General features: G+C 45.0%; 15 protein-coding genes. 1 reads left to right on the top strand and 14 read right to left on the bottom strand.

Features of this window, described 5'->3' with window-relative positions; genetic code table 11:
• Positions 1-12: 12 nt before the first annotated feature.
• The 9 genes from V7R88_RS08100 to V7R88_RS08140 all read right to left on the bottom strand — a co-directional run bounded on the left by V7R88_RS08100 (position 13) and on the right by V7R88_RS08140 (position 9,587).
• A complete protein-coding gene (locus V7R88_RS08100) occupies positions 13-1,104 on the bottom strand; it encodes a glycosyltransferase family 4 protein (protein WP_057717506.1) in 1,092 nt (363 codons plus the stop codon).
• A complete protein-coding gene (locus tag V7R88_RS08105; RefSeq protein WP_054396496.1) occupies positions 1,104-1,769 on the bottom strand; it encodes a sugar transferase in 666 nt (221 codons plus the stop codon). The genes V7R88_RS08100 and V7R88_RS08105 overlap by 1 nt, the downstream gene beginning before the upstream one ends.
• Entirely contained in the window at positions 1,756-2,697 is a 942-nt protein-coding gene (locus tag V7R88_RS08110; protein ID WP_060598947.1) for an NAD-dependent epimerase/dehydratase family protein, read from the bottom strand. Before V7R88_RS08110 ends, V7R88_RS08105 begins: the two co-directional genes overlap by 14 nt.
• Before the next feature lie 15 nt (positions 2,698-2,712).
• Entirely contained in the window at positions 2,713-3,492 is a 780-nt protein-coding gene (locus V7R88_RS08115) for a tyrosine-protein phosphatase (RefSeq protein ID WP_057717504.1), read from the bottom strand.
• Positions 3,473-4,180, bottom strand: coding sequence for a CpsD/CapB family tyrosine-protein kinase (locus tag V7R88_RS08120; protein WP_057717503.1), 708 nt, complete (start codon positions 4,178-4,180; stop codon positions 3,473-3,475). Before V7R88_RS08120 ends, V7R88_RS08115 begins: the two co-directional genes overlap by 20 nt.
• A gap of 20 nt (positions 4,181-4,200) precedes the next feature.
• Entirely contained in the window at positions 4,201-4,959 is a 759-nt protein-coding gene (locus V7R88_RS08125) for a YveK family protein (protein ID WP_057717502.1), read from the bottom strand.
• 421 nt (positions 4,960-5,380) lie between these two features.
• Complete coding sequence (gene uvrC, locus V7R88_RS08130; RefSeq protein ID WP_057717501.1) at positions 5,381-7,195, bottom strand: excinuclease ABC subunit UvrC; 1,815 nt, start codon at positions 7,193-7,195, stop codon at positions 5,381-5,383.
• A gap of 183 nt (positions 7,196-7,378) precedes the next feature.
• Positions 7,379-8,119, bottom strand: a complete 741-nt coding sequence (locus V7R88_RS08135; RefSeq protein WP_003640790.1) for an amino acid ABC transporter ATP-binding protein — start codon at positions 8,117-8,119, stop codon at positions 7,379-7,381.
• Complete coding sequence (locus tag V7R88_RS08140) at positions 8,112-9,587, bottom strand: ABC transporter substrate-binding protein/permease (RefSeq protein WP_057717500.1); 1,476 nt, start codon at positions 9,585-9,587, stop codon at positions 8,112-8,114. The genes V7R88_RS08135 and V7R88_RS08140 overlap by 8 nt, the downstream gene beginning before the upstream one ends.
• Before the next feature lie 205 nt (positions 9,588-9,792).
• Between V7R88_RS08140 and V7R88_RS08145 the strand changes: the two genes are divergently transcribed.
• Positions 9,793-9,963, top strand: coding sequence for an SPJ_0845 family protein (locus V7R88_RS08145; RefSeq protein WP_072535328.1), 171 nt, complete (start codon positions 9,793-9,795; stop codon positions 9,961-9,963).
• 55 nt (positions 9,964-10,018) lie between these two features.
• On the opposite strand, the gene V7R88_RS08150 is transcribed toward V7R88_RS08145, so the two are convergent.
• From V7R88_RS08150 to tig, 5 genes are all read right to left on the bottom strand, one after another.
• The gene (locus tag V7R88_RS08150) at positions 10,019-10,426 is read right to left on the bottom strand and encodes an iron-sulfur cluster biosynthesis family protein (RefSeq protein ID WP_050338448.1); all 408 of its coding nucleotides are present in this window, start codon (positions 10,424-10,426) and stop codon (positions 10,019-10,021) included.
• A gap of 264 nt (positions 10,427-10,690) precedes the next feature.
• Positions 10,691-10,987: a nucleoside triphosphate pyrophosphohydrolase family protein gene (locus tag V7R88_RS08155; protein WP_054396479.1), complete on the bottom strand. Its 297-nt coding sequence runs from the start codon at positions 10,985-10,987 to the stop codon at positions 10,691-10,693.
• A gap of 1 nt (position 10,988) precedes the next feature.
• Entirely contained in the window at positions 10,989-11,582 is a 594-nt protein-coding gene (yihA, locus tag V7R88_RS08160) for a ribosome biogenesis GTP-binding protein YihA/YsxC (RefSeq protein WP_054396476.1), read from the bottom strand.
• 159 nt (positions 11,583-11,741) lie between these two features.
• The gene (gene clpX / locus V7R88_RS08165; RefSeq protein WP_003640796.1) at positions 11,742-13,007 is read right to left on the bottom strand and encodes an ATP-dependent Clp protease ATP-binding subunit ClpX; all 1,266 of its coding nucleotides are present in this window, start codon (positions 13,005-13,007) and stop codon (positions 11,742-11,744) included.
• Between the two features lie 285 nt (positions 13,008-13,292).
• Positions 13,293-14,615 (bottom strand): trigger factor, encoded by a 1,323-nt coding sequence (gene tig / locus V7R88_RS08170; protein ID WP_054396474.1) that lies wholly within the window; start codon positions 14,613-14,615, stop codon positions 13,293-13,295.
• Positions 14,616-14,741: the final 126 nt, after the last annotated feature.

Here is a 14,741-nt window from a genome sequence, read left to right on the forward strand (position 1 = left end):
ACGATCGCCCTCCTAGGCTAAGCAACACAAATAGTACGCCTGCGTTTGTTCAAGCATCTCATGCTCAGTATAATGTCGTTGATACATTTGATAGGAATTAGTCTTGACCTCCGCAATTTTTTTCGATTGGTAGAGTGTCAGAATCTTTTCAGCAATCTGTTGTGCATCATTAGGGACCAAAAAGCCATTATGATCAATCAATTCCTGAATACCCCCGACATTTGATGCAATAATTGGCAGACCTTGAGCTAAGGCTTCAACTAAACTGATCGGTAGGGCTTCATAATCAGAAATCAGCACCCCGACGTCCGATTGAGAATAATATTTCTGCACATTATCCACCACCCCATAAAACTGCACTTTAGTATCCAGGTTCAACTGGTGCGTTAACGTTTTACAGGCTTCGATCGCAGGGCCGTCACCCAGAAAATGGCACACGATCGGCAGATTCTCAGGTAGGTATGTCAGTGCTTGAATCAAGAGATCCTGCCGTTTCGGCGCGTCAAAACGTGCCGCCATCGATAATACAAAGGTCTCGGTACTGTTCACCTTTTTTGAGCCCACTAATGCGGTCACGCCATTATGAATAACACGTGCAGGATGAGCGCTAGTAATCACACCACTTTGGACACCCAAATCATAATCAAACTGTGAGACACAGATATAAGCCGTTGTCAGACGGCTTAATGCTTTTTCGATAGTTTTCATCAAAAGCTGCCGTTTTTTCCCGACACCAGGTGTAAAGCCCCAACCATGAACGGTGAAAATGACTTTCATTGCCAATCTAGTTGTTGCCAGTCTACCAATCATACCAGCCTTCGAAGAATGCAAATGAACAATATCTGGCTGCCAATTTTGTAATAATTTCCTTAACGTGCTGATTGCTTTTAAATCACTCAGCGGTGCGATTGGATGCACCAGGCTGGCAACTCTGACCACTTGAACGCCTGGAAACTCTTTCGCGACACTTGCACTCAGGCGTCCTTCAACGCCGTATACTAGAGCAACGGTATTACCACGCAACACCTGAGCCTTGATCAAACTATACAGATGTGCCTGAGCCCCACCCCAAGTCGCCTGGGTAATCACATAAACGATTTTCACTACCGCGCACCATCCCCGGAAATAATCACCCTAACTGTCCCCATCAGCATCTTGATATCAAACCAAATCGAAAAGTGTTCAATGTAATAATTATCATATTGACACTTGGCACCCGGTGTAATATCGTAGCCACCATTGATCTGCGCATAGCCGGTAATTCCAGGAATAATTCGTAGCCGTTTGGGAAAATCAGGATGGCGTTCACTAAATTGTTCAGTAAGTTGTGGCCGTTCCGGACGAGGCCCGACCAGACTCATATCACCCTTGAGGACGTTCCAGAACTGTGGTAATTCGTCGATCCGAGTTTTACGCATCCAACGGCCAATCGGCGTCACCCGCGGGTCATTTTTTTGTGCCCACACCGCACCCGTCCGAGCCTCAGCATCCTGGTACATTGATCGTAGCTTAATCACGTCAAAAGTCGTTCCCATCCAGCCGACTCGCTCCTGCTTATAGAAAACGGGACCGTCAGAAGTCAGCTTGATAAGTAATGCAAACACAAGCACGATGGGGGCACTGAGGAGCGTGCCGACTAAGCCGACCACCAGATCAAAACACCGCTTTAAGTCCATTTTCCAGCCGGTAACTGGGATACCAATATTATGAATAAATTCATACTGGTGTTCATCATTAGCAATTGATTCATTGAGCTCAACTTCGTGCATGATCACGTTCCCCCTCCCAGTACTTAGTCAAACCCCTTCTCAAAGGCCATTCCGACTCATAATTCAAACGTGCCAACTTACCGATGCTTGCAACCGAATGGTCAACTTCGCCACCCCGTTGTTCAGCCTGTTTGATTTCAAGTTGTTGACCGGCAATCTCCTGATACATCTGAATAATCCCGTTTAAGCTAGTTTCTAAGCCGTTGGCAATATTGATGACCTGATGTTGTACTCGATGTTCCGTAATCAACCATAATGCCTTGATAACATCACTCACGTACACAAAATCCCGGGTCTGCGTCCCATCACCAAACAGAGTAAATGGCCGCTGGTTTTTCAAGCAGTCGGTCAGAATCGACAACACCCCTGAATACGGCGAACTTGGGTTTTGACGTGGCCCATAAACGTTGAAGAACCGGACACAAACGGTCGGCAAATCATACAGCTCACCGTACGCTAACACAAACCGTTCCGTCGCATACTTATCGATGGCATATGGCGATACCGGTGCGACGCGTGAATCCTCGCGTTTCGGTAGTTCAGGTAGATTGCCATAAACAGCCGCCGAAGAAGTGAATAGAAATTGTTTAATAGGCAGGCGAATTTGGCGAATATGTTCGAGCAAGTTAAATACCGCAGTATGATTCACAGCATGCGTTTCAGCTGGCCGTTCGATAGAATCCGCAACGCTCGCGATTGCCGCTAAAAAATAAATATAATCTGGTCGCTCGTCTGCCAGTAACTGTTGCATAAATTGATCGTCACAAACATCCGCGACATAAATCGTGACCTGTTCCCAATACTTAATATTACTGATGGCCCCCATGGACAGATTGTCGACCACCACTACTTCAAAACCAGATTCAACTAAATGATCAACCAAGTGCGAGCCAATGAAACCAGCGCCCCCTGTTACCAATGCTTTCATAACTATTTACCCCTCTCAAAAAAGCCAAAATTTTCGTCGTTGTTTAGGTCGCAAGACTTCCCCTAGCACTACTGGATCCCCGTTCAGTAGTAGTCTTGCATTTGTTGCAAAATAGGCAGGATTACGCCCGTCTAACCGTGCTAATGCTTGATAACCTGCTCGCATCATAAATCCCCGTCGCGCCATAAAATGCGCATCTGAAGCAAGCACCTGGACCAGTCCACACTCGACTAATTCCAGTGCTGTACTTTTGACAGCTTTTCCAAATTGCCCGACGAGGCTCGCCGCTGTCAGCTGTGCCAAACATCCCTGTTGTACTAAATCATAGAGTTGCTCCGGCCGAGCCATAATCTGAGCATTGCGCTCTGGATGGGCAATTACCGGAGTCGTCCCGTGTTGCAATAGTTCAAAGATCACTTGGGCGGTGTAATGAGGCACTTGCTCGTGTGGCAATTCCAGTAACAAATAGCGACGACCAGCATCAATGCCCAGTAGTTGTGACTGAGTTGTCACCAAATCATCGCGCAAATGGACCTCCTGACCAGCAAAGATGGTCAGCGGAATTTGCTGCTGCTGGAGTTCGGCTTGAAATTCAATAACCGCACGTTCCACCGCCGGACCGGCATTCTGATAGTGTCGATCCAGATGATGCGGCGTGGCTAGGACATAACGAATGCCATCCCCCACTGCTTGGCGGGCCATTTCGACCGCCTGATCAAGCTGCTGGGGACCGTCATCCAATCCCGGTAACAGATGACAGTGCAGGTCAACATACTCAGTTGGTATCAGTCCCATAGTAGCCGTACCCATAACCGTTAGTTTTGATGTCCACGTCATTTAAAACAGTCCCAAGTAGCTGTGTGCGTGCATTCTTCAGGGCATTGACTGCTTGGCGAACCGCAACCTTTTCCACAAAGTTCTGACGAACGACCAGGACGGTGCCATCCACTTGACCAGCTAAAATCCGGGCATCCGTCACAGGCAGTACCGGTGGCGCATCAACAATCACTAAATCTAACTTACGTGTGGCGACCGTTAAAAATTCGGTCATTTTATCGCTTGCCAGTAACTCAGCTGGATTTGGTGGTTTGGGACCACTTGGCATGACAAACAGATGATCAAGTACCGGATGAATCGCATCGTTTACGTCTACTAATTGCCCGCTCAACCACGAGCTCAATCCACGTTGATTACTGACACCAAATGTCTGATGGATCGTTGGCCGTCGCAAATCAGCATCGACAAGTAGGACTTGCATGCCCTTCTTCGCGTATTCCACGGCTAAGTTGCCACCGATTGTTGATTTACCCTCGCCTTGAACCGCTGACGTGATCATCAGTGTTTTCAGTGGCTTGCCGACCATTGAATAGTTCAGGTTCGTCCGAATTGTTTTTATCTGCTCAGTCACAACTGACATTGGCGCTGTCAAAGCCGTCAACTGTATGCTGGTAGACATATTCGTCACTTTTCGCCTCAATTTCATTACCGTTCGTTCCCCTTATGTTAAACTCGCTTGATTGCTGGTTTGGCCGCAGATTTCGCTGGCCGCTGTTTAATTGCTGCTTGGTCGTTTGTCGCTATAAGTGGCTGTTGATGGTTCACAATTCCTAGACTGGTTAGCGTTAGTTCCTCCGCTAAGTAATCTAACGTCTGCACCCGGCGATTAGATAAGATCCGGACACTCGCAACCGCCAAACCCAGCAGCAGGCCCCCCGCTAGGCCAATTAAGATATTAACGGCTTTCTTCGGCGCGACCGGCGTATCTGGTGTCTCAGCTGATGCAACGATCGTCACGTTGTTGACCTTAATAATGTGCTGGACTCGCTCTTTAAACGTCGCGGCGATTTGGTTAGCAATTATGGCACTAGCTTTGGCATTCTGATCACGAATAACAATCGAGAACACCTGAGAATTCGCGGTGCTCGTGACGCTGACCGCTTGCTTGAGCGTCTCAAGCGAGCGTCGAATGTCAGCTTCCTCACTCAAGGCCTGCCGCGCCGGCTTCAGCACGACCGAGTTTGTAATTAACTCTTTGTAAGTCGTGATCATCTGTACATCTGCTTGTTGCCCCGTTAATTCCGCAGCTGTGCTACTGTGTTTGCGGTTAACTAATATTTGGACATTGGCTTGATATTTAGGCTGTATGACCCACAAAGTCACCACTGTCGCAATCACCCCGCCCAAAATCGTTAAAATCAGTAGCACTCGCCAATACTGACGGAAAAGTTTAACCATAAAATCAAAGGTTATTATTTGCTCCATTCCACACGCTCCAATACTTCTTGATTGACCTTTACTAAACGATTGTCATTTATTGTAGAAAATTACCTGTAAATCACGCAACAGTTTTCATGATTTTTCATGAAACTCATATAAATACAAGCGAATATTTGTTGATTCCCATATTTAAATTGACATTGTCAACTTCAGTGTTATATTTATTGATAGTTACTAGTCAAAATATTATAAAACGTATAATATTTTGACTTTCTTGCAACTCGTATTTACATACAAATATTTCAATCGCAACACGGACCGTCTCCGATAACCAATGCCGTTTTCGACTAATCACAGTATCGACAAATCTAAAAATCAATGATGTTTTCAAGTATCAAAAAGACCACCCAGTTAAAAAAATAGGTGGTCTTCTTCGTATTAATTGGTTTAGTTAACCAAATAGCTATTATGTGGCGCCCTTTTGATAATGCTTCGGTGTGACCCCACCGCCAGCTAATGAAAATTTGACGGTTTGTGCGACATTCTTAGCAATGCCCAAATCCTGAATCTCTTCAAGGGAGGCCCCGGCAATCTTGCTCATCGAGCCGAACTTACGCAACAACTTATTACGCGTCTTCGGCCCAACACCGGGAATCTCATCCAGGCGCGAACTCAATGAATGTTTGGTATGGACTTGTCGGTGGAACGTAATGGCAAAGCGGTGCACTTCATCTTGAATCCGTTGTAATAAATAAAATCCTTGACTCTTCGGATCTAGATGCAAATGCTGATCACCTGCAGAAGCGAGTAAGTCCGCCGTCTTATGATGGTCGTTTTTGACCATCGCCGCGACCGGCGTTGCAATCCCTAATTCGTTCTCTAAAACGTCCTTAGCGGCTTCCAGCTGAATTTCGCCACCATCCATCAAAATCAGATCAGGCAACGCCGCATGCTCCTTCAGTAGCCGTGTATAACGCCGTCGAATCACTTCACGAGTCGATGCGGCTTCATCCGCATGATCGACCGTCCGCAACTTATATTTCCGATACAATTTTTTATTCGGCTGCCCGTCCGTGAAAACGACCATGGCGGAAACCAAGTCGGCCCCCTGAATATGCGAGTGGTCAAAAGCTTCTATCTTATGACCAGCGGGAATGCCTAAAGCATCCGTGATTTCTTGCATCGCCCCCGTCGTCTTGCGCTCATCCAACTCTAATAGCCGGAACTTCTCCTCCAAGACGATGCGGGCATTTTTTTGGGCCATGTCCAGCAAATCCTTTTTCTGGCCGCGTTGAGGGGTCCTTACCGGAATTCCGAGAATGTCACTCAGGACCTGCTTATCAAGACCGTTGGGGACTAAAACTTCGCGTGGTAGAACGTTATTTTTGCGATTATAAAATTGCAAGATAAAGCTCGTCATTTCTTCAGGTGCAGTTGACACTACTGGGAACAAGCGTTTCTCGCGCTTCATCAACCGCGCTTGCCGAATAAAGAAGACCTGAATCGAAAGCCAGCCTTTATCAAGATAGAAATTAAACAGGTCGCGGGGCGTATTATCGTTTGAAATAATTTTCTGCTTTTCAACTGTCATTTCAATATAATTCAGTTGATCACGTAGTTCAGCCGCTCGTTCAAATTCTAAGTCAGCGGCCGCCTGATCCATTCGTTTAGTTAACTGCTTCTTGACCGTTTCAACGTGACCATTCAAAAAGGACTTGATCCGCTTGATTTGCGCGTCATATTCTGCCACCGGCACCGTTTTGAAGCAAGCTCCCAAGCATTGGCCCATATGGTAATAGAGACACGGCCGCTTCTGGAAACCATGACAACGCCGCAGCGGATAGACCTTCTGGATAAAATTGACCGTTTCCTGAGCCGCGTAAACGTTGGGATACGGGCCAAAATAGTAGCCACCGTCTTTACGAACATCACTGACGATCAGAATCTGGGGGTCCCGTTCATTGGTAATCTTAATATACGGATAACCGGTCCCCTTTTTTAATTTAATATTAAAGTACGGCTGATGCTTTTGAATTAACGTAATTTCTAACAGAAAGGCTTCCTTATCCGTCGAAGTCACAATAAACTCAAAGTCCGCAATCTCAGATACTAACCGCGCGGTCTTACCAGTATGGCTACTTTTAAAATATGAGCGCACCCGATTTTTCAAGTTCTTGGCCTTACCCACATAAATGATCTGACTATTTAAGTTCTTCATCAGATAACACCCTGGTAAGTCCGGTAACAAGGATAATTTATGTTCAATATGCGCGGATGCCATAATACACCTTCCCTTCGCTTAGATTAGCATTAATAGTATACCGCCCGCCAGCACGGCACTCAACCAAACAGCCCGGAAATATGATTTTTATTATGATCCGACCATTCGTCGCTGTCACTACCGATCACAGTGTTACAAAAAAACGGTAATCAGCAGCTAAGCTGATTACCGGTTACGTGTGGTTTACATCAAAATTTTAGAAAGAAAATCTTGGGCCCGTTCTGTTTGCGGGTTCGCAAAGAATTCCTCAGGCGTATTATTCTCTTGAATATAGCCATCAGCCATGAACCAGATTCGGTCTGCCACTGACTTAGCAAAACCCATTTCGTGAGTGACCACGACCATGGTCATCCCATCCTTGGCCAATTCTTGCATAACGTTCAACACTTCTCCAACCATTTCAGGATCAAGTGCCGACGTTGGTTCATCAAACAGCATCACTTCAGGGTTCATCGCCAATGCGCGGGCAATCGCCACCCGTTGTGCCTGGCCACCTGAGAGACTACTTGGAAAGGCATCCGCGTGATCGTCCAACCCAACGCGTTGCAATAATTCATGCGCCTGCTTAGTGGCCGCTGCGTCATCGACGTGCTTGACCTTCATCGGCGCCAGTTTAATGTTTTCCAAGACAGTCATATTGGGAAATAGGTTAAACCCTTGGAAAACCATTCCCATTTTTTCACGAAGCGCGTTAACGCTCTTGGTATCCAACGTCGTGAGATCTTGACCTTCGAAAGCGACTTGACCACTTGTCGGTGTCTCCAGTAGGTTCAAGCACCGTAAGAAGGTACTTTTCCCCCCACCAGAAGGACCAATCACCACGATCACCTGACCGGGTTCAACTTTTTCTGTAATATCCTTCAAGACGTCGTTTTCACCGAAGCTCTTCGCAAGGTCTTTAACTTCAATTACTGGTTTAGTCATGTTGCATTCTCCTTTCGAAGTAGTTCAGGATCCGTGAAGCGGTAAAGGTTAAGATGAAGTATAGCACCATGATAACAACGATCGGTGCGACCCCCCGGTACGTATCTGAACGAACAATGTTACTTTGATAAATTAATTCAGTGACCCCGATAATCGAAACAATCGAGCTATCCTTGATCAACGTAATAAATTCATTACCAAGTGATGGCCAAATATTCTTCAAGGCTTGTGGTAAGACCACGTAACGCATCGTTTCACCGTTGGACATCCCCAAGCTCCGAGCAGCTTCCGTCTGCCCAACATCGACGGAATTAATCCCGCCACGAATATATTCAGCAACGTACGCACCAGAGTTCAAGGAAATCGCAATAATCCCAGAAGTCAGTGCTGGTAAATTGACGAATAACCCAAGTCCGAAGTACACAAACATCACTTGGACCATCATTGGGGTCCCACGAATAAATTCAACGTACGCGGTCGCTAACCACCGAATGGCAGTCTTAAGCGGATTACCCTTAGCCATCCGTGCTAATGCCAATAAAATACCGATGATAAAACCGAAGAAAACGGAGCAAACCGTAATGATTAACGTATATTCGATCCCGGTGGCGAACGCCTTCCAGTAATGCCCCATTGACGTATTAACGGTATTGGTCTTCAAATACTTGCCGGCAGCCGGTAAGTATTGCTTCTTAACGAGGTTCCGCTTCTTGATCCGATCAACGGTCTTGTTGACTTTGTTAACGAGACTAGTTGACCCTTTCCGAAATGCGATCGCCGAGCTCGTTGCACTAGAGCTCATGTTGAAGTCACTAGGAATAGCGACCAAACTCTTATTGTTGGCAACATAGGCTTCCGCAGAAGGCTTTTCCATCGCCACCCCATCAACTTTGTGACTCTGAAGTGCCAAAATCAGATCAGATTGTGAAGTCATCCCTTTAGCCTTGGCAGTCGTTTGGTTTTTGACGGCATTATATTGAGTCGTCCCAGTTTGGGCACCCAACGTGCCATTCTTGAACGAATTCTTATTCTTGTACTTAGCCTTATCAGTCTTATTGATGACAATATCGTAGCCACCCTGATAATAAACATGGGTAAAATCAACATTTTTCCGCCGTGAAGGGGTCGGGTTCATCCCAGAAATAATCATATCGATCTTGCCAGTTTGGAGGGCCACCAACAGTGAGTCAAATGACATGGATTTGATCTTCAACTTCACGCCTAGGTCCTTGGCAACCTGTTTCCCGATCTGAACATCCATCCCAACGATCTTGCTCTTACCGTTGACTGTGGCTTGAAACTCATACGGTGGATAATCAGGCGACGTCCCCATGACTAAGACGCCCTTTTTCTGAATTTGTTCTAATGAATTATCGGCCGCTTGCGCATGTTGCGTCTGTCCAAGTGGGACGACGGTCATGATCAGGGCCACAATAATGGCTAAAAACCACCCAAATCTTTTTTTCATAGGTATTCTCCTTGTTTTGTAATTTACAAGAATAAAGTATAACCGCATATGATTATTTATGCAAGTATTTTTGAAGATTTCTTTATTTTATGCACAACAAGGGCGTTTATACACGGACAAGCCCTAATTTTATGCATAAATGACGAATAACTGACAAATTGTCAGAAATTTGCTATGATAGGCGGTAATCGAAAGGAATGATTTTATGAGTTTAAAAGTACAGCGTCAAGATAACCTTGATAAGCTATTCGACAAGTTTGCCATTGGTCCTGACGATAAGGATAAACTCACCACTAAAGCAGTTCAGGATACCATTGACGAACATGCCAAGCGCCAAGAAAATAAGGTAGCTGATAAAAAGGACGCCCATAAATAGCAGTCAAAAAAACGCGATGGCAGTTAGCCATCGCGTTTTGATTTGAATTACTATGTTAGCAAATTTTAGTCCCGATCGTTTGCATCTTTTCACGCCGCTCTGCTTCCGTTTCTGGTGAAACATCGCGCCAGTCAACGACCGCCAAAGCCCCGTCGAGCATCCCGCTATCATCCTTGAGCGCTAAAGCATTATGCCAGCGAGAAATGTTGAGGCCGTTCCCCAAGTAAGCTTCATCAGCCGGGGCAACGTGCATCACATAACCAGCATTATTTTCTAATGGCGTGGTATAGTCGGGATCGGCGTCTTTAAGAATTACTAACTGAAACTTATTACCAATGGCACAGCTGCCGCCCAAACTCGAATATTTATTAGAACCATCATCAGTTGTTAAGATTACTTGGCTTCCTGCTGGAATCTTATCCGCAAGGTAGGCTTGAGCATCGTCTTTGATATTAATCTTCATAGTTAAGCATCCTTTCGTTTTCAAGAGAATTAAGTTGTGCACAACTCTTTTACAATCTTTAATTTACGCTATTTCAACTGCAAATGCAATTAATTTACCTAGAAAAGGACAAAATGACAGAAATCAATAATGACACGGTTATAAAAATTGAGACCTCGTCCTGAAAACTCGCGGCTCACGCAGTCGTTCGTCACAAAAAAAGAGTCGACGCCCCGCATGACCTGTTGGCAGGTCAACTTTCCTGGTTCGTCCACTCTTGACTGACTATTTAACTGGTTTGCCATTCGGATACTTATCGTTGAGTTTAACAATATTTTGCTGTGCCACTTCTTCGAACGGAATATCCGCCCATTCGGCAACTTGTGATAAGTACCATAACACATCGCCCATCTGTTTCGTCAGCTGGTCTTTATTCAAGCTTTCACCGTGAAACGTATACTTTTTGACTAAGTCCACGACTTGACCAGTCTCTGAAGCTAAGCCTAGCGACAAATTCGTCAGCACCTGCTCATTTCCATATAGCGTCCGATTTGCTAACGACTGATACTCATTAAATTCCAAGTTAGTTGCCTCCTACCGTGTGCGCTTCGATCCATTGCCAAACGGCATCCTTGCCTTCTTTGGTCTTAGCTGAAAACGCAATAAAATCGTCATCAGCTTGGAAGTTAAGCGTCTTTTTGATTAAACTCTCCTGTTTGTTCCACTTACCGCGCGGAATCTTATCACTCTTCGTAGCCACGACCAGCAATGGCATCTCATAATAGCGCATCCACTCGTACATCGCGACGTCGTCCTTAGTTGGGGCATGGCGCGCATCCACCAGAATAACCACGCCACGCAGCGTCTCTCGGCTTGTCAGATACGTCTCAATCATTTGACCCCACTTCTCGCGTTCCTTCTTAGATACCTTGGCATAACCGTATCCTGGAACATCGACAAAGTATAATTGATCTTCAACTTTATAAAAGTTCAATGTTTGGGTCTTCCCCGGTTGACTAGACGTCCGCGCATAGCTATTTCGGTTAATCAACACATTAATCAGGGACGATTTTCCGACATTGGAGCGCCCCGCTAACCCAATTTCTGGAAACCCAGTAGTCGGGTACTGGCTTGGCGCCACCGCGCTCATGACAAGTTCAACGTTATGCACTTCCATCGAATTAACTCCTTCTGCAATCGTATTGCATTCATTCTACCATAGTTTTTATGGCGGATTCGCTTCCACGCTCAAATTCAATTTAAACAGCACTCAGGACCGCGAATGATAACTCATCGCGGTCCTGAGTAACTGTCTATTAATTGGCTGAACGAAATATTAGGAAGCTTTTTGATCAGCCAAAACTAGTTCTGGTTCGGCGTGATCAGCAACCGTTTCACGAGTAATAATCACCTTTTTAACATCTTCACGACTCGGAATGTCATACATAATATCCCGCATCGTGTCTTCGATAATCGAACGCAACCCCCGGGCACCAGTGTTACGTGCCAAGGCTTCCTGTGCGATCGCACGTAAAGCGTCATCGTTAAAGTCTAATTCCGCACCGTCTAACGCGATTAACCGTTGATATTGCTTAACGAGCGCATTCTTCGGTTCCGTTAAGATCCGGACCAAGTCATCCTCAGTTAAACGTTCTAGTGCAGTCAGGATTGGAAGACGGCCGATAAATTCAGGAATCAAACCAAATTGTAAGAGGTCTTCAGGGACAACCTGTTGCATGAGGCTCTTAGAATCATCTAAGACGGCATTCTTACCATCAGTGTCTGTACCGAAGCCAATCGTCTTATCGCCTAAGCGACGTTTAACGATGTCTTCGATTCCATCAAAAGCCCCACCAACAATGAATAAAATGTTGGTCGTATCAATTTGAATGAACTCTTGTTGGGGATGCTTACGACCGCCCTGCGGTGGCACGTTCGCAATCGTTCCTTCCAAAATCTTCAAGAGGGCTTGTTGAACCCCTTCGCCGGAAACATCTCGTGTGATTGAAACATTTTCGCTCTTCTTGGCGATCTTATCGATTTCATCGATATAAATAATCCCTTTTTCAGCACGTTCAACGTCGTAATCTGCATTTTGCAGTAACTTCAGTAAAATGTTTTCAACATCTTCACCAACATAGCCGGCTTCGGTCAAAGTCGTCGCATCTGCAATGGCAAATGGCACATCCAGAATGCGAGCTAAACTCTGAGCTAAGAAGGTCTTCCCAGAACCGGTTGGCCCAACTAAGCTAATATTACTTTTTTGTAATTCGGGGCCATCTTCGGTCTCTTCATCATTATCAGCCATGGCTTTAACTCGCTTGTAGTGGTTATAAACCGCAACTGATAGGGTCCGCTTAGCTTCATTTTGGCCGATCACGTATTGGTCTAACTCGTCTACAATTTCCTTTGGCGTTGGGATATCTGTCAATTCATGGGTTTGTTCTTCGCTAAACTCTTCATCGATAATTTCTTTACATAAATCGATACATTCATTACAGATATAAACGCCGGGGCCAGCCACGATCTTTTTAACTTGATCTTGTGATTTACCACAAAATGAGCAATTCACAGGGCCGTTTGTCTCGGTATTTTCAAACATTCATTCTCACCTCATCGATGTATTTACATGGATTAATCATAACAGAAAAACTAAGCTAAAACCAGCTTAGGCACTGTCTTCTACGTCCACTACTATAACATGGACGAACCTAAACCCGAAATTATTTGTTCAATCAGTTGGCTAACCACTTTGAAAACCGAATGATTATCACAGAAAGTCGCCATTATCAGCGAAATAGCAATCAAATTAATATTATGATTAGCTGATGCTATGTAAAAGGGTCTTGGAAGCATTAATCTTCCAAGACCCCCAATTTGTATCTAATTAGTCCTTGTCGCTGTCATCTTTTTTGTCTTCCGCTTTAGCATTTTGCTTAGCAGAGTTGGCAATCAAATCAACGGCTTGGCGGATTGCAATGTCGTGTGACAACATGTCATCAGTTAAAGCACCACGAACGGCACTTTCTTCCATGTTGTATTGACTAGCTAAATCCTTAACTTCCGCAGCAATTTCATCCTTAGATGGTTTGATGTTTTCAGCTTCAACGACCGCTTCTAAGACCAAGTTAGTCTTGACCCGGCGTTCTGCATCAGCAGCAAATTGCTTGTGTAAGTCATCTTCAGTAGTACCAGTCAACTTGTAGTAAGTCTTTGGATCGATACCTTGTTGTTGCATGTTAGCCAAATACTGATCCATTTGACGATGAATGTCGTCTTCCTTCATGGCATCAGGAATTGCTTGGATTTCAGCATTGTCAACGGCTTGGTTTAAAGCTTCGTCTTCAATAGCATCATGTGCAGCGGATTCTTTTTGTTCCTTAAGTTCGTCCTTGATCTTAGCTTTTAATTCTTCAAGTGTGTCAACGTCTTCGTCAACATCCTTGGCAAATTCATCATCTAATTCAGGGAGTTCCTTAGTCTTGACTTCATGAACCGTCACTTTAAAAGTGGCTTCTTTGTCTTGTAAGTCTTCGGCTTGGTAGTCCTTAGGGAAGGTTACCTTAACTTCAGTTTCGTCGCCAGCCTTGACACCAACTAATTGGTCTTCGAAGCCAGGGATGAATGAGTTAGAACCTAATTCAAGTGAATAGTTTTCAGATTCGCCACCTTCAAATGGTTCGCCATCAACGAATCCTTTGAAGTCGATAACGACAGTATCGCCTTTAGCGGCTGGTTGGTCTTCCTTCAGAACTAATTCAGCTTGTTTTTCACGCCGTGATTCTAATTCGGCGTCAACGTCCTTAGCATAAACCCGTGTGTTTTGACGCGTTACACTAAGTTCTTTGTATTGGCCAAGCGTAACTTCTGGTTTAACCGTTACAACGGCCTTTAATACCCAAGGCTTACCTTTTTCCATGCTGTCAACATCGATTTGAGGTTGATCAACTGGTTCGATTTCAGTTTCCTTGATTGCTTCTTCATATGCCTCTGGGAGCACGATGTTTAAAGCATCTTGATAAAGTGCTTCTTCACCGTACATTTGATTGAAGATTTGACGTGGAACCTTACCCTTACGGAAACCAGGAACGTTTAAGTTCTTTTTAGTCCGTTGGAAGGCCTTGTCGATACCTTCGCTAATTTTATCAGCACCAATTTCGAATGTTAATTCGCCTTGGTTGCCTTCTTTCTTTTCCCACTTTGCAGCCATTGTATTCCCTCCGAAACATTATAATTTCTACAATTCTAGTCAATTGCATACTTGTTAAGTTTAACCTATCGACACCGTAAAGTAAACCGAATTGGCCAAAAAAGCGCGTAAGCTCGCGATTTATTG

It is taken from the genome of Lactiplantibacillus argentoratensis (assembly GCF_037290055.1).
In the GTDB taxonomy this organism is placed as follows: domain Bacteria; phylum Bacillota; class Bacilli; order Lactobacillales; family Lactobacillaceae; genus Lactiplantibacillus; species Lactiplantibacillus plantarum.